This is a genomic window from Halomonas halmophila, assembly GCF_006540005.1.
Classification (GTDB): domain Bacteria; phylum Pseudomonadota; class Gammaproteobacteria; order Pseudomonadales; family Halomonadaceae; genus Halomonas; species Halomonas halmophila.
Genome location: NZ_BJOC01000003.1, coordinates 64,630 through 87,575, shown reverse-complemented (window position 1 = coordinate 87,575; position 22,946 = coordinate 64,630). Strand labels below are relative to the sequence as shown.

19 protein-coding genes are annotated in these 22,946 nt (G+C 64.5%); 5 read left to right on the top strand and 14 right to left on the bottom strand.

Translation table 11 applies throughout. The features are described 5' to 3' along the window. Window positions 1–95 precede the first annotated feature (95 nt). On the top strand, window positions 96–1,082 hold the full coding sequence (gene cra / locus HHA01_RS00550) for a catabolite repressor/activator (protein WP_141317152.1): 987 nt from the start codon (window positions 96–98) through the stop codon (window positions 1,080–1,082). Here the strand turns inward: cra and HHA01_RS00545 are convergent, their stop codons facing one another. The 8 genes from HHA01_RS00545 to HHA01_RS00510 form a co-directional block, all read right to left on the bottom strand. Next, window positions 1,083–3,251, bottom strand: coding sequence for an ATP-binding protein (locus HHA01_RS00545; RefSeq protein ID WP_141317151.1), 2,169 nt, complete (start codon window positions 3,249–3,251; stop codon window positions 1,083–1,085). A gap of 19 nt (window positions 3,252–3,270) precedes the next feature. Beyond that, complete coding sequence (locus HHA01_RS00540; RefSeq protein ID WP_141317150.1) at window positions 3,271–3,795, bottom strand: putative pterin-binding protein; 525 nt, start codon at window positions 3,793–3,795, stop codon at window positions 3,271–3,273. Between the two features lie 124 nt (window positions 3,796–3,919). Beyond that, window positions 3,920–4,348, bottom strand: coding sequence for a universal stress protein (locus tag HHA01_RS00535; RefSeq protein WP_141317149.1), 429 nt, complete (start codon window positions 4,346–4,348; stop codon window positions 3,920–3,922). Window positions 4,349–4,359: 11 nt separating this feature from the next. Beyond that, a complete protein-coding gene (locus HHA01_RS00530; RefSeq protein WP_141317148.1) occupies window positions 4,360–6,954 on the bottom strand; it encodes a TRAP transporter permease in 2,595 nt (864 codons plus the stop codon). Between the two features lie 140 nt (window positions 6,955–7,094). Then, window positions 7,095–8,072: a TAXI family TRAP transporter solute-binding subunit gene (locus HHA01_RS00525; protein WP_141317147.1), complete on the bottom strand. Its 978-nt coding sequence runs from the start codon at window positions 8,070–8,072 to the stop codon at window positions 7,095–7,097. Between the two features lie 240 nt (window positions 8,073–8,312). Beyond that, window positions 8,313–9,608 (bottom strand): TRAP transporter large permease, encoded by a 1,296-nt coding sequence (locus HHA01_RS00520; RefSeq protein ID WP_141317146.1) that lies wholly within the window; start codon window positions 9,606–9,608, stop codon window positions 8,313–8,315. Then, window positions 9,598–10,074: a TRAP transporter small permease gene (locus tag HHA01_RS00515; protein WP_141317145.1), complete on the bottom strand. Its 477-nt coding sequence runs from the start codon at window positions 10,072–10,074 to the stop codon at window positions 9,598–9,600. Before HHA01_RS00515 ends, HHA01_RS00520 begins: the two co-directional genes overlap by 11 nt. Window positions 10,075–10,140: 66 nt before the next feature. Beyond that, the gene (locus HHA01_RS00510) at window positions 10,141–11,151 is read right to left on the bottom strand and encodes a DctP family TRAP transporter solute-binding subunit (protein WP_141317144.1); all 1,011 of its coding nucleotides are present in this window, start codon (window positions 11,149–11,151) and stop codon (window positions 10,141–10,143) included. A 175-nt stretch (window positions 11,152–11,326) separates the two neighbouring features. Between HHA01_RS00510 and HHA01_RS00505 the strand changes: the two genes are divergently transcribed. Continuing rightward, window positions 11,327–12,190, top strand: a complete 864-nt coding sequence (locus HHA01_RS00505; RefSeq protein WP_141317143.1) for a DMT family transporter — start codon at window positions 11,327–11,329, stop codon at window positions 12,188–12,190. A gap of 14 nt (window positions 12,191–12,204) precedes the next feature. Here HHA01_RS00505 and HHA01_RS00500 read toward each other — a convergent pair whose 3' ends face one another. Together HHA01_RS00500 and HHA01_RS00495 are read right to left on the bottom strand one after the other, a co-directional pair. Then, complete coding sequence (locus HHA01_RS00500; RefSeq protein WP_141317142.1) at window positions 12,205–12,828, bottom strand: L-threonylcarbamoyladenylate synthase; 624 nt, start codon at window positions 12,826–12,828, stop codon at window positions 12,205–12,207. A gap of 92 nt (window positions 12,829–12,920) precedes the next feature. Next, on the bottom strand, window positions 12,921–13,865 hold the full coding sequence (locus HHA01_RS00495) for a PHP domain-containing protein (RefSeq protein WP_246053761.1): 945 nt from the start codon (window positions 13,863–13,865) through the stop codon (window positions 12,921–12,923). A gap of 80 nt (window positions 13,866–13,945) precedes the next feature. Here HHA01_RS00495 and HHA01_RS00490 point away from each other — a divergent pair, with 80 nt between their 5' ends. Then, a complete protein-coding gene (locus HHA01_RS00490; RefSeq protein ID WP_141317141.1) occupies window positions 13,946–14,245 on the top strand; it encodes a YciI family protein in 300 nt (99 codons plus the stop codon). A 174-nt stretch (window positions 14,246–14,419) separates the two neighbouring features. Beyond that, window positions 14,420–16,444, top strand: coding sequence for a bifunctional tRNA (5-methylaminomethyl-2-thiouridine)(34)-methyltransferase MnmC2/FAD-dependent 5-carboxymethylaminomethyl-2-thiouridine(34) oxidoreductase MnmC1 (gene mnmC, locus HHA01_RS00485; protein ID WP_141317140.1), 2,025 nt, complete (start codon window positions 14,420–14,422; stop codon window positions 16,442–16,444). A 15-nt stretch (window positions 16,445–16,459) separates the two neighbouring features. On the opposite strand, the gene HHA01_RS00480 is transcribed toward mnmC, so the two are convergent. After that, entirely contained in the window at window positions 16,460–17,173 is a 714-nt protein-coding gene (locus HHA01_RS00480) for a response regulator (RefSeq protein WP_141317139.1), read from the bottom strand. Beyond that, a complete protein-coding gene (dcuS, locus tag HHA01_RS00475; protein ID WP_141317138.1) occupies window positions 17,173–18,813 on the bottom strand; it encodes a DcuS/MalK family sensor histidine kinase in 1,641 nt (546 codons plus the stop codon). The genes HHA01_RS00480 and dcuS overlap by 1 nt, the downstream gene beginning before the upstream one ends. A gap of 256 nt (window positions 18,814–19,069) precedes the next feature. On the opposite strand from dcuS, the gene HHA01_RS00470 reads away from it, so the two are divergent. Beyond that, on the top strand, window positions 19,070–20,386 hold the full coding sequence (locus HHA01_RS00470) for a 2-hydroxycarboxylate transporter family protein (protein ID WP_141317137.1): 1,317 nt from the start codon (window positions 19,070–19,072) through the stop codon (window positions 20,384–20,386). Window positions 20,387–20,439: 53 nt separating this feature from the next. Here HHA01_RS00470 and HHA01_RS00465 read toward each other — a convergent pair whose 3' ends face one another. Both HHA01_RS00465 and ligA read right to left on the bottom strand, forming a co-directional pair. Then, a complete protein-coding gene (locus tag HHA01_RS00465) occupies window positions 20,440–20,712 on the bottom strand; it encodes a YheU family protein (RefSeq protein WP_141317136.1) in 273 nt (90 codons plus the stop codon). Next, complete coding sequence (gene ligA / locus HHA01_RS00460) at window positions 20,705–22,753, bottom strand: NAD-dependent DNA ligase LigA (protein WP_141317135.1); 2,049 nt, start codon at window positions 22,751–22,753, stop codon at window positions 20,705–20,707. The genes HHA01_RS00465 and ligA overlap by 8 nt, the downstream gene beginning before the upstream one ends. Window positions 22,754–22,946 lie beyond the last annotated feature (193 nt).

Genomic DNA, 22,946 nt, shown 5'->3' with positions numbered 1-22,946 from the left:
AGGCAAGCTCGAATATCTACGACTTTGGCAGGAGTTCGCATGCCCCTGCGACCTGGGGTACTCTCTTCGCCGCCCGCCATCCAACGGAAGGACTCATGACACTCGCTGAAATTGCCCGGCTGGCCGGTGTGTCACGCACGACCGCCAGCTACGTCATCAACGGCAAGGCCGCCCAGCGCCGCATCAGCCAGGCGACGGTCGACCGGGTCATGGCCGTGGTGAGCCAGCATCAATACCGGGTCGACGCCCAGGCCGCCGCGCTGCGCCGCGGCTCCAGCCAACTGCTGGGGCTCATCGTCCCGGATCTGGAGAATGCCAGCTATGCACGGCTGGCCAAGCTGCTCGAACAGAAGGCACGGCAGCGGGGGTACCACCTCTTGATCGCGGGCTCGGAAGACGACCCGGCGGGTGAGCAGGAAGTCGCCATGGCGCTGCGTGCCCAGGGCTGTGCGGCCTTGATCACCGCCAGTTGCCTGCCCATGGAGGCCGCCTTCTATCGTGAGCTGATGCAGGGCGGCTTGCCGGTGGTGGGCATGGACCGGGGCCTGGACCCGCAGCACTTCGTCAGTGTCGTCAGCAATGACCGGGATGCCGCGGCGCATCTCACCCGCGCGGTACTGCCGTCGCCGGCCCGGCGGATTGCCTGGTTCGATGCGGTGCCGGCGCTGTCGATCAGCCGCGAACGACGTGCCGGCTTTCAGCAGGCCCTGGCGTCACGCAACGTGGCCGCCGAGCTGTACAGCGGCGAACGCTATGATCGGGCCACCGGCGCAAGCTTGATGCGCGACCTGCTCGACGGTGAAGGCCTGCCGGACGCGCTGGTCACCGCGTCCTATACCCTGCTCGAAGGGGTCCTCGACACCCTGATCGAACGTGGTGGCCTGCCCGACCGGCTGCGCCTGGCCACCTTCGGCGACGATCGCCTGCTGGATTTCCTGCCACTGGCCGTGGACTCGGCGGTGCAGAATCATGTGCAGATCGCCGATACCACCCTGGCCCGTGCAGAAGCCGCCATCCACGGCGACTACACGCCCGGCCAGCAGGTCATAGCGCGCACCCTGCGCCGACGCGCCCGCGAATGACTATCCCCAGCGGGCCTCGAGTGCCTGAATACTCGACTCGAGGAGATCTTCCAGGTGTTGCAGCTCGTGCTGCTGCGCGTCGAGCCGCTGCTCCTTGCCAGCCTGCTCCAGGCGCATGGCCGCGCCGGCGACCTTGACGGCTCCCAGACTGGCCGACTCCCCCTTGAGCTGATGCGCCTGGTGGATGACGCCACTAGCGTCCCCGCGCGCCACGGCCTCGCGCAGCGCCGCTAGCTGAAGCCCGGTCTGTTGACGGTAATGCCCGACCAGCTGCTGCAGTTCACTCCTTCCGAGGCTCTGCTCCAGGGCCTCGATGACGGCATCATCCACCAGCTGCTCGGGACCGGCCGTCACCTCACGCGCCCGGATTTCCCCCTGGGCGTGCAGCAGATGACGCCGCAATACCGCCTGCAGGTCGTCCTGGAACATCGGCTTGACCAGATATCCGTTCATGCCGGCCGCCAGGCAGCGTGCCTGATCGCCGCCATAGCCGCCGGCCGTCATCGCCACGATGGGCACCTCGGCGGCCCAGCCATCACTGGCCCGCAGGCGGCGCGTGACTTCCAGGCCGTCCATGTCGGGCATCTGCACGTCCATGAACACTAGATCGAACGCTTCCGTCTTGATGCGCTCCAGCGCCTCCGCCCCCGAGTTGACCAGGCTGACCCGGCACCCCAGGCGCTCGAGCATGGCCAGCGCCACCTGACGATTGACCGGATTGTCCTCGACGACCAGCAGACGGGTCCCCTGCAGGGCACTGTTATCATCTTCCGAAGTGCCCAGCGCCGCGTTTTCGACTTCCTCGCCGCCCGCCACGAGCGGCAGGCGGACCCAGCAACGGCTGCCCAGTCCCTCCTCACTGTGCATGCCGATGCGTCCTCCCAGGGCCTCGACCAGTCGTTTGCAGATGGCCAATCCCAGCCCGGTGCCACCGAAGCGCCGGGCGGTCGAGGGGTCGCCCTGATGAAAGGGCTCGAACAGCTGTGCCTGACGCTCGGCTTCGATGCCGCAGCCGCTGTCGACCACCTCGATGGCCAGCTCACCATCCTCGGCGACGAAGGCCGACACCCGGACTTCGCCCTGGTCGGTGAACTTGATGGCATTCGACAGCAGGTTGAGCAGTATCTGACGCAAGCGTCCCGGGTCACTGACCACATGGGACGGCAGCTCCGGGTCGATCCAGGTTGTCAGCTGGATCCCCCGCGCCTCGGCATGTGGCGCGAACAGCGAGGTGGCACCACTCAGCAGCTCGTCGAGCGGCAGCGATCGCGCTTCCAGGTCGAGGCGGCCGGCCTCGATCTTGGAGAAGTCGAGGATGTCGTTGATCAGCTCCAGCAGGCGCTGGGCACTGTCATGAATGGTATCGGCATAATGCCTGGCGTCACTGGTCAGGTCATGCTCGGTCAGCAACTCGCTCATGCCGATGACACCGTTGAGGGGCGTGCGGATCTCGTGACTGACCGTGGCCAGGAACTCCGACTTGGCCTGGCTGGCCGACTGGGCCTGGTGAGCCGTGACCTCGAGCTCGTCGCTCAACGCCTCGAGGGTGCGGCGCGCCCGCGCATTGTCCCGCGACTCGCGGAACAGGAAGGCCACCACCATCATTGCCGCCACGCTCATGGCCAGGATCAGCACCAGCAGCAGGCCGTACAACCACTTCAGGCGTTCGCGCTCCTGGGTCGTCGTCTCCGCCAGGTGTGAGTTGATCGACACCACCAGGCGTTCCGTGGGCTCGCTCATGGCCGTCAACTCGCGCTCCATGCGGTCCCTGACGGAGTCATTCATGACCTCGGCCTGGTCGAGAATGTCATCGATGGTACGGATATGCTCCTGGATATCCTGTGCCAGGCTCGCGGCCGGCGGGACCGAATCGAGAAGCTCGGCAATATCGCCGCTTTCCAGCAGGTTGAGGCGACTGTAGAGCAGCTCGAAGCGCAGGCGCACGCCTTCCAGACTCTTTGAACCGGGCCGGTCCGACAGCAGGAAACTGCGCAGCTGCACGACATCTCGGTCGAGCTTGTAGGCATGCCAGGTCATGTCCTCGCCGACCCGCCACAACTGACTGTCCTGACGCCAGACCACCAGGCCAACCACCAACAGGGCCCCCACGAAGAGCAACAGGGCGGAAATCGCCCCGAGCTTGAGGCGCAGAGGGTAATGTTGCAGCACCAGGCTCTCCAGCGCGAAGTCAGTAGACGAAGATACGATCCACCTGCCACACCGAGCGGAAGCGTATCACTTCGGTATGGAGTTCGGGGTGTTCATCGAAGGGATACATCACGAGCAGGGGACCGAAATCGCGAATCGGCACCCTGTCACCATTGAAGCGCATGGCCAGGATTACATCGTAGCGTTGGAAGTCCGTCACCGGAATCTTCGCCTCGAAGCCGTTCAGGGCGCCAACCCGAACCTGCTCGGCCTCGGCGCCGACGGCATCCAGCAGGGCCGTGAACAGCGGCCCCTCGAAACGGCTTGCTTCCTCATGCCAGGGGGTATCGGTCACGATAGTGCGCGAAGCGAGGTGATTCAGCATGGCGCGGTCGAAACGTGCCTCGTCTCCCGCATTGGTATGGGTGATATCACCACTGATGGTCAGGATCACCTCACCGCTCGGTTCGGGCAGGGGCTCGAGAGCGGCCACTGCCTTGAAGGAAGCCAGAGTGACGGCCAGGAGCATGACGACGGGCATCACTCGCAATGATCTGAGGGGCATGTCGTACTCCTCGCAAACCGGTCGTGGTCAGGATACTACGCGATACAGCTTACTCGTGCAGCCTCCATCCCGAAAGCCGCACCCCGGAGCCAGGGCTCCGGGATACGACCACGACCACGAGGTCTCACCGCACGACCATCACCGACACCTTGCTATGGTGCACCACATGCTCGGCGTTGGGCCCCAGCACATAGTCGACGAACTTGCGCTTGGTATGCGAGGCCATGACGATCAGGTCGGCCTCCACTTGGCTGGACGCCTCGATGATCGCCTCCCAGGGCGAGCCCTCGACTATCACGCTCTGCACCTGGATATCGTCGGGCACATTCTCGCGAATGAAGTCGTGCTGGGCATTACTGACCGCCTCGCGTGCCCTACTGGCATAATCGGAAGGAAAGAATCCTCCAACCAATGGCATCTGAACATCCGGCAACACCGTGACCACGTGTAGTGAAGCCCCGAAGCTCCGGCATAATGTCAGCGCCGTCGGCAATGCCTTGGACCACGATGCTGCCTCGTTGAGGTCGACCGGAAACAGGATCTTGTTGTACATCGTGTACCTCCTCAGGCCGCTGCCGGTGCGACATCTTGATCACGACGCCGGCGCTGCAGCCACACTACCAGGGCGAACACCAGGAATGCCGGTATCCACATCCATTCCTTTGCCAATCCGTCCACGGGTGCCTGAATCTTGGTAATGCGCTGGTCGAAATCGAAGCCCAGCTTGGCCGCCTGGCTGCCATAGGTGACCATGTCGACCACCGTGGCTCCATCATCCGTGCGTAGCTCGAGCCCCAGGTTACTCATGCGCGCCTCACTCGTATCACCCTCGGGGACAGGTACCGTCCTGTAGGTCGTCATGGGCTCACCATAGGCATCCAGTCCACTGATCTGAATGCGCAAGGTCGAGGACGGATCGGCACTACCGAGGGCCTGGGCGAACTGGGCGGGAGGCACCTGCCGATAAGGAGGATCCAGCATGTCCATCCAGAACCCCGGACGGAAGAGTGTGAAGGCCACCAGCAGCAGCAGGATCGACTCGTACCAGCGGTTACGGGCGATCATGAAGCCCTGAGTCGCCGCCGCGAAGATCAACATCGCGATGGTGGCCACCACGAAGACCAGAAGGCCCTGCAAGGGCGAGACATCGATCAGCAGAAGGTCGGTGTTGAAGATGAACAGGAACGGCAGAGCCGCGGTACGCAGGCTGTAATAGAAGGCCTGGAAGCCGGTACGGATCGGTTCACCGCCCGACACTGCAGCCGCCGCGAATGACGCCAACCCCACCGGTGGTGTCACATCCGCCATGATGCCGAAATAGAACACGAAGAGGTGAACGGCGATGAGCGGTACCAGCAGACCATTCTGTTCGCCGAGCTGGACGATCACCGGCGCCAGCAGGGCCGATACCACGATGTAGTTGGCCGTGGTCGGCAGGCCCATGCCGAGGATCAGGCTGAGTACCGCAGTGAGCAACAGGATCAGCATCAGGTTACCCATGGAGAGTATTTCCACGACACCCGCCAATACCAGGCCGACCCCCGTCTGGGAGACGGCACCGACGATGATACCGGCCGTCGCCGTGGCAATTCCGATGCCGATCATGTTGCGTGCACCGGCCACCAGGCCGTCCCACAGGTCAATGAAGCCCGCGCGGAGTTCCGTGCGCATGTCGCCACGTTGCCTGAAGAAGCTGGTAACAGGACGCTGCGTCAGCATGATGAAGACCATGAAAACGGTCGCCCAGAAGGCCGAAAGCCCCGGCGACAGACGCTCGACCATCAGGCACCAGATCAGCACGATGACCGGCAGAATATACTGCAGGCCGACCATGACGGTCGGGCGCGTCTGGGGAAGCTTGTAGACGGGCTGATCAGGATCATCCAGTTCCAGTTCAGGATAACCGGATGCCAGCTTGAGCAGAGCCACATAGATGACGGCCAGGGCAACGGCCACTACCCAGGGGGTTGCCGGACCAAGCACGGGTTTCAGCCAGCCAAGGCCATAGTAGACCGCCAGGGCCGTGATCATCATCAACAGCAGGCCACCCAGGAAACCGACCATCTTGCGCACCAGCGGCTTCGGCGGATTGCTGCTTTCCAGCCCCTGCATGTTGGCCTTGAGGGCCTCGAGGTGAACGATATAAACCAGCGCGATGTACGAGATCAGCGCCGGCAGGAAGGCATGCTTGATGACCTCGACATAGGAAATCCCCACATACTCGACCATCAGAAAGGCCGCTGCCCCCATGACGGGCGGCATGATCTGGCCATTGACCGAAGACGCCACCTCCACGGCCCCGGCTTTCTCGGAAGAGAACCCGACCCGCTTCATCATCGGTACCGTGAAGGTACCGGTGGTCACCACATTGGCAATCGAGGAGCCGGAAATCAGACCGGTCATGCCGGAAGCGACGACGGCCGCCTTGGCGGGCCCGCCCTTGTAGTGGCCCAGCATGGAAAAGGCCACCTTGATGAAATAGTTGCCGGCCCCTGCCTTGTCCAGCAAGGCACCGAACAACACAAACAGAAAGACAAAGCTTGCCGAGACACCGAGGGCGATACCGAAGACGCCCTGGGTGGTCAGCCACTGGTGATTGATCAGGCCTGACAGGCTCACACCGCCATGTGCCAACAGCCCTGGCATCCATGGCCCGGCCAGACTGTAGAAGAGGAAGACCATGGCTACGATCATCAAGGGCGGCCCCAGCGCGCGCCGAGTGGCCTCAAGCAGCAGGACGATGCCGATGATACCGACAATGACATCCTGCAGAATCGGCGCACCTGGTCGCTGTGCCAGTTGCTCGTAAAACAGGAACATGTAAGCGCCACAAAAGGCTGCCACGGCGGCCAGGACCCAATCCAGCACCGGAATACGGTCGCGTGGTGAGCGTTTCAGGGCAGGGTAAGCCATGTACGCGAGAAACAATGCAAAGGCCAGATGGATCGAGCGCACCTCAGTCGCATTGAATACGCCAAACCCGAACATGAAAGCCAGTGGGGATGATACCCAAAGCTGAAAAAGGGACCACACCGCGGCAATACTGACCAGCAGCTTGCCCGGCATTCCCGCCGGTTTTCGGGCACCCGAATCGGTCGACGCTACCATGTCCTCGAGGTCGACTTCGGTTTCCTGCCCCCTATTCTTATCTTCCGTCATATGCGAGCTCTGCTCTGTATCGGTTGACACGATCCATGCGTCGCCGGTGACCGACCGGCACCGCAAACGCAAAACGCGGCCCCTCGGCAAGGGGCCGCGCATCCTTCTTCCACGAGGTGCGAGAAGTCACTGAATACGACTTACTCGATCCAGCCCTGCTCGCGATAGTAGCGTGCGGCACCTTCATGCAGCGGCGCTGAAAGGCCCTGGGTGACCATGGTTTTCGGTTCCAGGTCGGAAAAGGCCGGATGCAGCTGCTTGAAGCGATCGAAGTTCTCGAACACGGCCTTGACCGTCTGGTAAACCACTTCATTGCTGGTATCGGTATCTGTCACGAAGGTCGCCGAGACGCCGAACGTCGTGACGTCATCCGGGTTGCCCTTGTAGAGCCCGCCCGGAATGGTGGACATGGAGTAATACGGATATTCTTCGACCAGCCCCTGGATGACCTCACCATCAAGAGGAATCAGGTTGGCATCGACCGTGGTGGTCGCTTCCTGAATAGACCCATTGGGATGGCCTACGACATAGACCATGGCATCAATGTTGTTGTCCGCCAGCGCCGAGGCCTGCTCGGCAGCGCCCAACTGAGACGCCAGAGCGAAGGTGTCCTGAGTCCACCCTTTGGCATCCATCACGACTTCAAAGGTGTTGCGCTGCCCGGACCCCGGATTGCCGATATTGACCCGCTTACCCTTCAGGTCATCCAGGGTTTCGATGCCGGAATCGGCACGAGCCAGCATGGTCAATGGCTCACCATGCACCTTGAATACGGCACGCAACTCCTTGTAGGGCTCTTCGAATGTCCCGGTACCATTGTAAGCCTGATATTGAACGTCGGACTGGACGACGCCCATACCCAGCTCATCGGATTTGAGGCCATTGATATTGGCGACGGAGCCACCAGTGGACGGCGCATTACACTTGATGTTGGCGTCTTCCAGACGGTTCACCAGGCGACACACGGACTGGCCAACCACGTAATACACGCCGGTCTGACCACCGGTGCCGATGGTAATGTACTGCTCTTCTTCCTGGGCCATGGCAGGAGACGCAAACATCGCGGCTCCAAGCAGGGCACCGGAGAAAGCGGCGGCAGAGAAAGCATGGCGTTTCATGAACACACCTCATTGTGACGTTATGGTCGAAGCGCTTGACCGACAGTCTGGACCTGCCGGCCACCGGCGGCATAACCGCCCTTTTCCACTATACCGAAAATACAGCAACTTCATGCAGTAACGGAGCTACCGAGACAGTCTAGCTGGCTGCAGCGTTTAGCGTTCGTTAATTTTTATGTCGAGCACCCAACGCTTACTCCCCACATACATCGCTCACACCTCACACCTCACTCCTCACAGCTAGACGTTATACCCCAGCCCCCTGGGCAACCACAGCGCGATACTCGGAAACGCTGCCACCAGCACCAGGGCACTCGCCATGGCGACCACGAAGACCAGCGCCCAGCCCAGAGTCTGTTCCAGGCGCACCCTTGCCACCTCTGTGGTGACCATCAGATTGACCGCCACCGGCGGCGTGAACTGCCCGATGGCGATATTCATGGCCAGCAGGATGCCGAACCATACCGGATTCCAGTCGAAATGCTGCATGACGGGGATCAGGATCGGCATCATGATCAAGTAGATCGAGATGGCGTCCAACAGCATGCCGGCCACCAGCACCGCCAGCATGATCATCAACAGTAATAACGCGCCGTTGTCCGAGAGACCGATCACCCATTCTGCCAGGTGGCGGAAGGTCCCGAGCATGGTACCGGCCCAGGCGAAGATCCCGGCCAGCGAGATAATCAGCATGACCACCCCGGAAATCACCGCCGCTTCGCCGAACAGCTCCCAGAGATCCCGCCAGCGCAGCTCGCGGGTCAGCCAGAGCCCCACCACGGTGCCATAAGCTACCGCCACCACGGCGGCCTCGGTGGGCGTGAAGAGTCCGCTGCGCAGGCCGCCCAGAATGAGAACCGGGGCAAACAGGGCCGGAATGGCTTGACGGAAGCTTTCCCCGAGCGGTTCTCGCTCGGCCTCCTCCGGCGCCTCCCAACCATGCCGGCGCGACAACCACCAGGCCGGCACCAGCAGCGCCATCCCCGCCAGCACTCCCGGGAACAGGCCGGCGGCAAACAGCGCCCGCAGATCAACGCCAGGGACCACGATGGAATACAGGATCAAGGCCACCGAGGGTGGAATCAGGATCGCCGTGGAGGCCGAGGCAGCAATCAACGTCGCCGAAAAAGGTCGCGGATAGCCGGCCCGCGTCATGCTCGGCAGCATCACCATGGCGACTGCCGCGGCATCGGCAGGACCGGATCCACTCATGCCGCCCATGATCATGCACACCAGCACCGCGACCAGTGCCAACCCGCCGTGACGCGGGCCTATCAGGGCCCGGGCGAAACGCACGAGACGCGCCGCCACTCCAGCACGTTCGAAGATCAAGCCAGTGAGGATGAACAACGGAATCGCAATCAATGGATACTTGGCGACGCTGTTGTAGGTGTTCATGCCCAGGGTGGCGAGCATATCCGGCGACAGGCCGGCCATGATGCCCACCGCCCCGGCCAGCCCCAGAGAAAACGCGACCGGCACACCGGCGACCAACAGAACGGCGAAGGCCAGCAGCATCCACAGATCAGGACTCATCTTCGAGCCCTCCGCGCAGACGGTCCCGCGTCTGCTGGCACTGACGCCACAACATCATCACGGCGAGCAGCGGCAACCAGAGCAGATACCACCATTGCGGCAGGCCGAGGCCTGGAGAGAGCGTCCCCCATTGATATTCCTGCCAGGTCAGCTTGGCACCAAACCAGGCTATCAACCCCAGCACGACGATACCGCAGAGCCCCTGGAAGGTAATCAGCACCTGCTGCGCCCGGGGCGGCAAAGCGCGTTCCAGCAAGCTGATACGGATATGACGATGACGACGCAGCGCCACCGAGGCGCCGGCAAAGGTCACCAGCACGAGGAGAAAGACCGAGAATTCCTCGGTAAAGGCAAAGGAGGCATCGGTGATATAGCGCACGACCACATTGGCCAGGCTGATCAAGGCAATGATGACGATCGCCAGGGTCGCCAGTACGCGCTCGAAGCTTGCATCGGGATCTTTCATGACAGGGTGTCCTGGCGTGAATCAGATCACGCCCGACGCATTCGCCGGGCGCATGCCGGTGTCACATCAGGGTGCGGCGATGTCGTTGCGCGCAGCCTCGACGATGTCTTCGCCGATGCGCGGCACCCATTTGTCATGCACGCTCTCGGTCGCCTCGACAAAGGCTTCATGCTGCGACTCGTCGAGCTCGGTCACGGTCACGCCGCGTTCGCGGATCGCCTTCAGCCGAGCGGTCTCTTCCTCGCGTGTCTTGGCGATTTCCCAGGCACCGGCCTCGACGGCCGTCTCGCGCAGCATCTGCTGCTGTGATTCGCTGAGCGAACCCCACACCTGGCGGTTAGCGGCGAACACCAGCGGATCGTTCATGTAGTTCCACAGCGTCAGGTGCGTCTGGCCGACCTGATCGATGCGCGCCACGTCGAAGACCGACAAGGGGTTCTCCTGGCCGTCCACGGCACCGGTGGTCAAGGCCGGCTTGGCATCCGCCCAACTCATCTGGGTGGGATTGGCGCCCAGCGCCGAGAAGGTATCCTGAAACAGCGGCGAGCCCACCACGCGAATCTTCAGCCCCTCGAGATCCGCGGGCTCATCGATGGCGACGCTGGAATTGGACAACTGACGGAAGCCGTTTTCGCCCCAGGCCAGCGGGATCACACCCTTGTCCTCGATGGCCGAGAAGATCATCTCGCCGGCCTTGCCGCCGGTCACCGCATCAACGGCCTGGGTATCGGGCAACAGGAAGGGCAGCGAGAAGAGGTTGAGGGCCGGTACCTGAGGCGACCAGTTGATGGTCGAGCCCACGGCCAGGTCGATCAACCCGGAGCGCATGGCGGAAAATTCCTGGGTCTGGTCGCCGCTGACCAGCTGTGCATTGGGGTAGACCCGCAATGTCAGTTCACCGTCGGAACGCTCCTCGACAAGATCCGCCCATTTTTCGGCGGCCTGGCCCCAGGGAAAGGCATCGGAGAGTACCGTGGAAACGGATAGCTCGCGCGCCTGGACGCTCAGGGCGGAAGTCAGAAGAGCAGCACCGGCCAGGCCGGCGGCGAATCGGGCGAGAGGGCGAGTCATGGGCATGGCGTGTCCTTGATGTCCGCAGGGCGGTTATTGGTTTTCGTGGTGTCATCCTTGTTCAATATGCATGGAAGGCAGGTCCTTCCACAAGGCCTGGTCGGGAAGCAGTGGCAGGTCGCGACGGGCTCGACCTCTGATATGCTGGCCTCCATACCGCAACCGTAGACAAGGACCTCTCGTGCCGCTTCGCGACCTGGCCATCGGCCTGGGTGTCATCCTCATCTGGGCACTCAATATCATCGTCATCAAGGTCGGCGTGACCGACCTGCCGCCCCTGTTGCTGACCACCCTGCGCTTTGCCCTGGTGGCACTCCTGCTGGTGCCCTTTCACCCGGTCGCGCGACACCAGCTGCCCTTCCTGGCGGTGCTCTCGCTGACCTTCGGCACCCTGCACTTCGCGCTGCTGTTCATCGGCCTCAGCCAGGCCGAGGCCGGCACCGGCGCCCTGCTGGTGCAGATGGGGACGCCGTTCGCCACCCTGCTGGCCGTCATCGTGCTCAAGGAAAAACTGGGGATCCGGCGTCTGGTCGGGTTGATCCTGTCCTTCGCGGGGATCGTGGTCCTCGCCGGCGGGCCGACACTCCCGGCCGCACTGCCTACCGCCCTGCTGCTGACCAGCGCCCTGGGCTGGGCCGTCTCGCAACTGCTGATCAAGCGCGGGCCCAATATCTCGCCCATGGCCCTGGCCGGCTGGGTGGCGCTGTTCGCCACGCCCCAGGTGGCCCTGGGGTCCTGGTGGTTCGAGCAGGGCCAGCTGACGGCCCTGGGAGCGGCCGGCTGGACCGGCTGGGGCGCCGTGCTGTACACCGCCGTCATGTCATCGATCGTGGCCTATGGCGCCTGGTACGGCCTGCTGCGGCGTCATCCGGTCAACCGGGTGGTTCCCCTGACGCTGCTGGTGCCGGTGCTGGCGGTGGGACTGGGCGTGGTGATGCTGGGCGACTCCCTGGGCCCTCACAAGCTGCTCGGCGGAGCCCTGGTGGTCGCCGGCATCGGCCTGATCGTGCTGCGTTTCACGGGCAGGCGGCGCACGGCCGCCTGAGTCGTCGCGGCCTGTCACTCAGCGAAGGCCGAGGTGTCACCGCGCCCTTCGCGGACGATGTGCGGCGGTATCTCGCGCATGTCGATGACGCTGGTGGGCTCCAGGTGGCAGGCACCGCCATCGATGACCAGATCCAGATGGGCCCCGAACCGCTCGCGGATCGCCTCGGCATCGGTCATCGGCAGGTCCTCGCCCACCGGGATCAGGGTCACGCTCATCAGCGGCTCCCCCAGCTCCGCCAGCAGGGCGCGCGGGATGGGGTGATCCGGCACCCGGACCCCGATGGAGCGGCGCTTGGGATGCAACAGCAGCCGAGGCACCTCGGTGGTGGCCGGCAGGATGAAGGTATAGGCGCCCGGTGTATGTGCCTTGAGCAGCCGGAAGACGGCATTGTCCACCTTGGCGTAGGTGCCGATCTCGGACAGGTCCGAGCACACCAGGGTGAAGTTGTGCTTATCGTCCAGCGAACGCAGCCACTTGATGCGCTCGATGGCCTTCTTGTCACCGAGATGACAGCCCAGGGCGTAACCCGAATCGGTGGGATAGGCGACCACGCCCCCCTCGCGAATGATGCGGACCGCCTGTGCAATCAGGCGCTTCTGGGGCGTTTCCGGATGCATCTGAAAGAACTGGCTCATGAGCACTTCCTTTTCGTCGGGACTGTTGATCGGCGCGGCGCTGGCGGTGAACGAGGCCTCGCCAGACGACCTGCCGGCCTGCCCATGGCGTGTCACGCCACGGGGGCAACGTCACCCATCGCCGCTTGCAGGCGCGGGTGCGTCCATACCGGTGCCACGGCACTGCGTGGTACCGTCGTCATGCTGCCCGGTGCCAGATGGCCACCGGGGAAGTGGAAGTCACTGCCCAGCGAGGCATGGAGTCCCCGCTCGGCCAACTGTCGCGCCAGATCACGGGTGATGTCAGGGTTCTGGAAGCCGCTGACCAGCTCGGCTGCCTGCCCGCCTGCCGCCTGGAAATCCTCGAGCAACTGGCCACGCTTGCGCCGCGTCAGGCCGTAGCGCAGGGGATGCGCCAGGGCCGCCACGCCGCCGGTCTCGAGCAGCCAGGCCACCACGCTGGCCAGCGTCGGCCAGTGCGCCTTGATGTCGCCGGCCTTGCCGCGACCCAGGTGACGTCGAAAGGCCGTGGCCATGTCCGGCACCACCCCGGCGCTCACCAGGGCACGCGCGAAGTCGGGACGCCCCAGGGGCCGGTCGCTGCCTGCCTGCTCGCGAGCGCGTTCGAGGGCATTCGCGAGGCCGACCTTTTCGAGACGCTCGGCAATCTGCTCGGCACGGCGCCGGCGGGCCTCGGCCTGAGCCGTCAGACCAGCCGCCAGTGCGTCGCTGACGCCGGACGGCAGCAGGCCCACCACATGGATATTGATGCCACGCCACTGACAGGACAGCTCGGTCCCCGGGAGCACCCGGATGCCCTCCTGCCGACCGACCGCCACCGCCCGTTCGACGCCAGCCACGCTGTCATGATCGGTCAACGCGACGTGCGTCAGTCCGCGGGACGCGCACAGCGCTATCAGCGCCTCGGGCGACAGGGCACCATCGGACGCCGTGGAGTGCATGTGGAGATCTATCGGCAGCGCTTGCCCATCGAAACGCTCGGGAAGTGCATTCATTGGCATGACGCTGGCAGGAGTCTTTGTCAGAATATCTGCCATGGTGCTCGCCGCTCCTGCGGGGGTCAATGGCGAGCCCGTGATCACGCGGCATGAGTCCGCTCAACCGAGGATGTTCCAAGATGCTCTACGCCATCATCAGTGAGGATGTGAACAACAGCCTGGAGCGGCGTCTGGCCGCCCGTCCCGACCACCTGGCCAGGCTCGAGGCACTGCGCGACGAGGGTCGCCTGGTGCTGGCCGGCCCGCATCCCGCCATCGACAGCGAGGCCCCGGGCGACGCCGGTTTCACCGGCAGCCTGGTGGTCGCCGAGTTCGAGGACCTGGAAAGCGCCCAGGCCTGGGCCGATGCCGATCCCTTCGTGATTGCCGGCGTCTACGCCAATGTGACCGTCAAGCCCTTCAAGCGCACCCTACCCTGACGCCACCTGAGCGGGCCATGCAGGTCGGGCGACGTCATGTCATTATCCACCGGCAGTTTCCCACAGCTGTTGTGGACAAGATTGTTGAAACGCCGCGGATGCATCGCCAGGAGCCGGTCGGCATGCCGCCATGCCGATATCGGTCAATATTTAACCAACTCCGGGTGAGCCAACTTGCCTCCAGTTCATGACGCCCTGCCGCCTCTCGCCGGCCTGACGCCGGCCCATCTCGACTGGCCGCGCGCAGCCGACGGCACGGCGTCTCCGCATTCCCGCGAGTTCGAGGATGTGTATTTCTCGCGCCACGACGGCCGTGCCGAGACCCGGCATGTCTTCATCGAGGCCAACCGGCTGCCACAGCGCTTGCGGGACTGGCGCGAGGCCCGCCCCTTCGTGGTTGGCGAGACCGGCTTCGGCACCGGGCTCAACATGCTCTGCGCCTGGGCCTGCTTCGATGAACATGCGCCCCCCGAGGCCCGATTGCACCTGATCTCCACGGAGCTCTACCCACTGGCACACGAGGATCTGTCGCGGGCGCTTAGCGCCTGGCCCGACCTCGCCGACCGCGCCGCCACCCTGCTGGCTCAGTGGCCGCAACCGGTCCGTGGGGTGCACCGCCTGTGGCTCGACACCCGGGTCACCCTGGACCTGCACTTCGGCGACACCACCGAGCGTCTCCAGCGCCTCGACGGCCGAGTCGACGCCTGGTTCCTGGATGGCTTCGCTCCGGCACGCAACCCGGCGATGTGGCAGCCGGCACTGTTCGAGGCCATGGCCGCGCGTTCACGCCCCGGCGCGACGCTGGCGACATTCACCTGCGCCGGTGTCGTCAAACGCGGGCTGGCCGCCGCCGGCTTTCGCTGGCGCAAGGTGCCAGGCTTCGGCCGCAAGCGCGAAATGCTGGCCGGCGAGCTCGACCATCCACCGGCCGACCAGCGTCGTCGCCACACGCCCTGGTTCATGCCCCCGGCCCCGCTGCCGAGACGCCATGTGGCGGTCATCGGCAGCGGAATCGCCGGCGCCAGTGTGGCTGCCTGCCTGGCCAGACGCGGCGTGCGGGTCACGCTGATCGACCGTGAGGGCCCCGGTGCCGGTGCGTCCGGCAATGCGCAGGGCGTGCTCTACATCAAGCTCGCCGCCGAGACCAACGACCAGAGCCGCTGCTATCTCGCCGGCCTGCTGCACAGCCGACGCTGGCTGGAGGCCATTGATCCGGGCCGGACACTCTGGCAGCCGGGCGGCGTCCTGCAGCTCGCCACGCATGCCCGCGAGCAGCGCCGCCAGGCCCGCTTCGTCGACAATCACCCGCTGCCCGAGGGCGTGGTCCACGCCATCGACGCAGCAGGCGCCAGCCGGCTCGCCGGCCTGCCTCTCGAGCACGGCGGCCTAGCGTATCCATGTGGAGGCTGGGTGCGTCCGGATGCGCTGTGCCGGCATCTCGCTGCCAGCCCGGGCGTCACCTCACTATGCGCCGAGGTCCGCTCGCTCCACGCTACCGCGTCGGGATGGCGGCTGACTCTGAGCGGCGACGGCGACCCCGATCACCTGGAGGCCGACCAGGTGGTCATCGCCACGGCGAGCCAGGCCCAGCGCTTTGCACAGACCGCCGAGATCCCGCTTCAGCCGGTGCGCGGCCAGGTCTCGACGCTGAAGCTGCCCGAGGGCGCGCCTGCGCCGCAGCGTGCCGTCTGTGCCGGCGGCTATGTGACGCCTCCGCTGAACGGCGAACTGACCTTCGGCGCAACCTTCCAGCCGAAGCAGCGCGATCCAGGCGTCACCACCGCGGATCATCAGGCCAACCTCGAGGAGCTGGCCCGGACCCTGCCCGGCTATCCCGAGCAGCTCGCGGCACATGGAGTTGGCCTCGAGGCCTCCGCCCTCGAGGGGCGCGCCGCCATTCGCGCCGCCAGCCCGGACAAGACGCCCTACGCCGGCCCCGTCCCCGATGCGGCAGGCTGGCGGGAGGATTATGCGCTGCTGGCCAAGGACGCCACGCGCGTACCCGACACCCCGGGCCGCCATCATGCCGGCCTGTGGATCAGTGCCGCCCACGGCTCGCGGGGGCTGGCAAGCGCCCCTCTGTGCGCGGAAGTCATCGCCTCGCGTATCTGTGATGAGCCCATGCCGCTGGAAGCGCCACTGATCGACCACCTGCACCCGGGCCGACGATTGATCCGCGATCTGATACAGGGCAAATGAGCAATTCTGCGCCGATCAGCCGCGGGTCAAGACGTCCAGCGCGCCTCGATCGAGGCAGCGATAGGTGAAGGAAGGGCGTCCTACCTGGCCATAGTGGAAGGACTCATCGAGCAGCTCGATGTCGGTCAGGTACTTGAGATATTTCCGCACCGAAACACGCGACATGCCGGTGGCCGGTAACAGCGCCTCGGTGGTGAAGGTCTCCTGCTCCAGTACCAGAATCGCCCGGGCGACTCTTGCCAGCGTCGGCAGGGTCAAGCCCTTGGGCAGATCACCGGCTCGACGTGGTGCACTCGGCTGGGCGGGTTGAAAGAGCCGGTCGATATCCCGCTGTGCCACCCGGCCTGGCAGCTCGTCCAGCGCGTCGCGGGCCTGCCGACTGGCCAGGAGGGCATCGCGGAAACGTTCGAAGGTGAACGGCTTGACCAGATAATCGCTGACCCCCAGGCGCCGAGCGGTCCGCACCGTGGCCGTTTCGTCGGCCGCGGTGATCAGTACCACCTCGACATCGCGACCGCTACGCTGGAGGTGGCGGAGCACCTCCAGACCGCTGCGGTTGCGTAGATAAATATCCAGCAGAACCAGGTCGACCGCTTCACGCTCGAGCACCTCGAGTGCCGCCGCGACGTCCTCGCACTGGGCCACCAGTCGCATGTCGTCCAACCGGTTGAGGTACTCGACGTTGAGACGCATGACCATGGGGTCATCCTCGACGATCAGCACGCGCATCACCCTTCTCCTGCGTCGTTATGCGTCGCTGCCGGATACGGCAGCTCGACCTCGAATAACGTTCCCAGCCCGGCCTCACTGTAGGTTGCCAGGCTACCACCGCCAGCCTGGACGCGTTCGCGCACTGCATTCAGCCCCAGGCCGCGGCCTGCGCCCTTGGTCGAGACCCCCGGCTCGAACAGCCGCTCACGAACCCCGGGTGCAATGCCTCCGCCCGTATCCTGCACATGCAGATCGAGCTGCCCTTCCGCCCAACTCATGGTCAATGTCACGCGGCGCACGTCGCGCCCCTCAACGGCATCGAAGGCATTGCCCAGCAGATTGCCAAGGACCGTGACCAGGTCATGCACCTGCTCCGTCTCGGCCGGCACCGGCAAGGGCGACTCGATAATGATCTCGAGCTCGAGGTCACGCTCGCGTGCCTCACTGCGCTTACCCAGCAGAAACCCGGCCAGCACCGGATCCTCGATGTCCGCTACCAGGGCCGCTCCGGGCGTGACGTGATGGTCCATCAGTTCGCTCAGGTAACCACGCAAGCGGTCCAACTCGCCCATCTGGGCCAGGCCCAGCATCACATGGCGCTGGTTCTTGAACTCATGAGTGGCAGCACGCAGTGCCTCGGCATAGCGGCTGACTCCCGTCAGCTGCTCGGCCAGGGCATTGATTTCGCTCTTGTCGCGAAAGGTGGCGATGGCACCGATCACCTGCCCTCGATGCAGGATCGGCAGGCGATTGGCGAGCACCACCTGACCGTTGAGATCGAGTTCGTGATCGAGCGTCTCGCCTTCCCCGGCAAGCACTTCGGGCAGTCCACTGAACGGCAGGTAGTCTGCCACGGCCTCGCCCAAGGGAGGCGGCCCGAGATTGGCGCGTGCCAGCAGGCGGCGCGCCGTCGGATTGACCAGTGTCAGGCGTGCCTGGCGATCCACCGCCAGGATCCCCTCATGCACCGAGGCCAGCATGGCCTGGCGTTCCTCGACCAGGCGCGTGATCTGATAGGGCTCGAGCCCCAGCAATACGCGCTTGATGAAGCGTGCCAGCCAGCTCGCCCCCAGGGCACTGAGCACCATCAGGAGCAGCACCCCGATGATGACATTCTGTCGATTGGCGGCGAGCAAGGTCCCCAGGGAATCAAGCGTCACGCCCACCGCCACCGCACCAATGACATCGCCCCCGCCATCACGCACCGGGGCAAAGCCGCGGATACTGGTGCCCAGAGTGCCGCGTGCCCGGGAATGGTAGACCTCACCGGCCAGGGCGCGACCTTCATCACCGCCTCGAAAGCGGCGGCCGACACGCGAGGGATCCGGGTGGGTCAGGCGGATCGCGCGTTCGTCCATGATGACGATGAAATCGACCCCCAGGCGCTGGCGAAGCCCATCGATGCGTGTCTGCAGCTCAGGGGCGCCAGGTATTGTGCCGTCAGTCGGCCCGGAGCGCCGTGCGAGCAGCGCTTCGCGCACGCGAGGCCGATCGGCCAGGGTCTGAGCCAGATCGGTGACGCGTCGCGCCTGGGACCGCTCCAGCGTCTCGCTCAACTGAGCGGTGAACAACCACAACGCCAGGCCCAGCGACAGCACGACCATCGCGGCCACCAGCAGGAATATCAGGCTGCTCAAGCGCAGCTGCGGACGTGGCATCGAGACAACTCCAGACGATGAGATGAACAGGCCGGGCCGCATTCGACCTTGGTGGCATTCCCTGCCCCTGGGTCGCTATGCCGTCAAGCACGCCGGGGCTTTCAATAGTTTCAAAACGCTTTAACAACTTCCGCAATCTTGGCGCGTGATGTGAGAGGCCTATGCTCGTCGGCGGTCATCTGTCGTCAGCGGTCTACCCTCTGACCATCCTCTCACCACCATCCTTCACGAGATGGTTCTGCCACAGGAGTCCCTCATGAGTCAGCCCTTGACGGAGCATGCCCATGCGACCCCGAACCCGGCGACATGGCATGCCTGGCTAGCACAGCGCATCTTCGGCATGCCGTTGCCCATCTTTGTCGTGGCACTCGCCATCATGGTCGCGGCCATTGCCACCGAGAGCCTGCCCAGCGGCATCATCGGCGCCCTGCTGGTGATGATGCTGCTCGGCGAGCTGCTCGGTTTCATTGGCGACCGCCTGCCCATCATCAAGACATACCTGGGCGGCGGCGCCATCCTGGCCATCTTCGGCGCCGCCAGCCTGGTCTATGTCGGCTGGCTGCCCGGCCCGGTGGTCGAGAACGTCACCGAGTTCATGAAGAGTGGCGGCTTCTTGAACTTCTACATCGCGGCGCTGATCACCGGCAGCATCCTGGGCATGGACTCCAGAGTGCTGGTCAAGGTCGGCTCACGCTATGCACTGCCACTCTGCTGTGCCGTCCTCGGCGCCTCCCTGTGTGCCATGGCCGTGGGTGCGCTACTCGGTTTTTCTATCCAGGATGCCGTGGTGGTGATCACCCTCCCGATCCTCGGAGGCGGCATGGGCGCCGGCGCGGTGCCACTGAGCCAGATCTACGAACAGCTCCTTGGACAGCCGGCGAGCCATTACATCTCGATCCTGGTGCCGGCACTGGCGTTGGGCAATGTCTTCGCCATCATCATCGGCGGTCTGCTCAACGGCCTTGGCAAACGCTTCCCCAGCCTGACCGGAGACGGCCAGATGATGCCCGGCGTCGAAGTCGAGGAGCAACAGAGCGCACCGGAAATCGGCAAGCTGGGGGTCGGGCTCGTCGCGGCGCTGACCCTCTTTACCGCCGGGCAACTGCTGGGCTTGATCATTCCTCTGCATCCTTATGCCCTGATGATCGTGCTGGTCGCGCTGCTCAAGATTCTTGACGTGGTGCCGGCATCGGTCAACGACTCGGCTGCCCAGTGGTTCCAGTTCGTGGCACGTAACTGGACCTTCGCCCTGTTGTTCGGCATCGGTATCGCCTATACCGACCTCGGTCAGGTCATCGACGCTATCTCACTGACCTATGTGCTGATCGTCCTGGCGGTCGTGGGAGGCGCGGCCTTCGGTGCCGGACTGGTCGGCAAGCTGGTGGGCTTCTATCCCATTGAGTCGGCCATCACCGCCGGACTGTGCATGGCCAACATGGGCGGCACCGGCGACGTAGCCGTGCTCTCGGCGGCCCGACGCATGTCGCTGATGCCCTTTGCGCAGATCTCGTCACGCCTGGGTGGTGCCCTGATCCTGCTGATCTCCAGCATCGCCGTGCCGCTGATCGTCTGAGCTCGGCCCGGCAGCTTGTGTCAGGGTCACGCGTGCCCCTGACACTCAGCCCTTCACCCGCCTTCTTCCTCGTCGTCGGCCAGGTCGCGGCCGAAGGCTCGCCACTGAGCCAGAGTCATGACCTCGGTAGTCTCGGTCTCGAGGTCATGCACGACAAGCAGTTCGCTGTTTTCCAACTGACGCTTGAGCTGTGCTGTCCAGCCACTCATGCCCTGCTCGGTGTCGCTGGTGTCGTAACCCTGCCGGGTCACGAAGGCCTCCAGCAGGGCGTCCAGGGTTTCCCCCGGCAGCATGCGATACGGCACTTCGATAAAACGCTCATCCATCGGTTTCGTCTCCTGCTTCCCAGGCCGCCAGACGCTCCAGGAAGGTCGCTTCGTCGAGGACCTCAACGCCCAGCTGTTCGGCCTTGGTCAACTTGCTGCCGGCGGCTTCGCCTGCCACCAGGCAGGTCGTCTTCTTCGAGACACTGCCCGACACCTTGGCCCCCAGTGCCTGCAGGCGCGCCTTGCCGTCATCACGCGTCATGCTTTCCATGCTGCCGGTCAGCACCCAGGTCTGGCCCTCGAGGGGCGTCGGACCGGCCTCTACGGCGGTTTCCTGCCAGTACACACCGGCCTGACGCAGTGCCTGTATCGTCTCGCGGTTATGCGGCTGCTGGAAGAAGGTGTGCACATGGGCCGCCACGACCGGGCCGACATCGGCGACCTTCTCCAGTGCCTCGCGGTCGGCTTCCATCAGTGCTTCCAGGGTGCCGAAGTGGCTGGCCAGGTTGGCAGCTGTGGCCTCACCGACTTCACGGATCCCCAAGGCGAAGATGAAGCGCGCCAGCGTCGTCGCCTTGGCCTTCTCCAGGGCCGCCACCAGGTTCTCCGAGGAGCGGGTGGCCATGCGAGGCAGCGTGGCCAGACGCGAGACCTCGAGCAGGAAGAGGTCGGCCGGCGTCTTTACCCAGTCGCGCTCGACCAGGCCATCGATCAACTTTTCGCCGAGGCCTTCGATATCCAGGGCGCGACGACTGGCGAAATGCTTCAGGGCCTCCTTGCGCTGGGCGGCACAGTAAAGTCCACCGGAACAGCGCGCCACCGCCTCTTCTTCGAGGCGTTCGATCTGCGAGTCGCAGACCGGGCAACGCTCGGGGAAGACAATGGGCCGGGCATCCGACGGTCGCTGGTCCACCTTTACCCGCACCACCTGGGGAATGACATCGCCGGCACGCCGGATGGTCACCTGATCGCCGATCATCACGCCCAGCCGGGCGATCTCGTCGGCATTGTGCAGAGTGGCATTGGACACCGTCACGCCGGCCACCGACACCGGCTCGAGACGCGCCACGGGGGTGATCGCACCGGTGCGACCGACCTGGTACTCGACATCATTGAGCCGCGTAACCTCTTCCTGGGCGGGAAACTTGAAGGCAATGGCCCAGCGCGGTGCCCGGGCGACGAAGCCGAGCTCACGCTGCAGTCGCAGGTCGTCGACCTTGATCACCACGCCGTCGATGTCATGACCGAGGGCGTCGCGCCTCTCGCCGAGCCGACGGCAGTAGTCGATGATGCCCTCGGCCCCCTGAACCACATCGAGCTCGGCGCTGGTGCGAAAACCGAACTCGGCGAGCCGCGCCATCAGCTGGCTGTGACTGCTATCACCGGCATCGGGCTGGATGCGTGCTGCCTGATAGGCGCTGAATTCCAGGGGCCGCTGATCGGTGATGCGCGGATCGAGCTGACGCAGACTGCCGGCGGCGGCATTGCGCGGATTGGCGAACACCTTGCCACCCGCCTCGCGGGCGCGCTCATTCATGGCCTCGAAGTCGGCATGACGCATGGTGACCTCACCACGCACTTCCAGCACCTCTGGCCACTGCTGTCCACGCAGCTTCAGGGGGATCGACCTCAGGGTGCGCAAGTTGGAGGTGATGCCCTCGCCGGTGCGGCCATCGCCACGGGTGACGCCGGTGGTCAGCTCGCCTCGCTCGTAGACCAGCGACACGGCGGCACCGTCGAGCTTGGGCTCGCAGCAGAACGCCAGGGCTTCGCCATCCACCTCCAGGCGCTCGGCGACACGGCTGACAAAGGCCGCCAGTTCCTCTTCATCGAAGGCATTGTCGAGCGACAGCATGGGCACCGCATGCTCGATCTCGGGGAAGCCGTCCGCCGGCGCGGCACCCACCCGCTGGGTCGGCGAATCCGCCGTCACCAGCTCGGGATATTCCGCCTCGATCTCCTGGAGGCGCCGCAGTCGGCGGTCATAGTCGGCATCGGTCAACTGCGGCTCATCGAGCACGTAATAGCGATAATTGGCATCGTCGAGGGTGGTACGCAGCTGTGTCACTTCATCGAGGATGCGCTGATCAGGCTGGGTCATGACAGTCCGTTTCTCGTTCCAGGGCGGGCGCAGCTCGAAGCTCGAAGCTCGAAGCTCGAAGCTCGAAGCTCGAAGCTCGAAGCTCGAAGCTCGAAGCTCGAAGCTCGAAGGCAGTATCTTGCCCGACTGCCCAGAAACGTCAAACCCCCCGGACATCATGTCCGGGGGGTTTGACTTTCCGCTTACGCTTTAT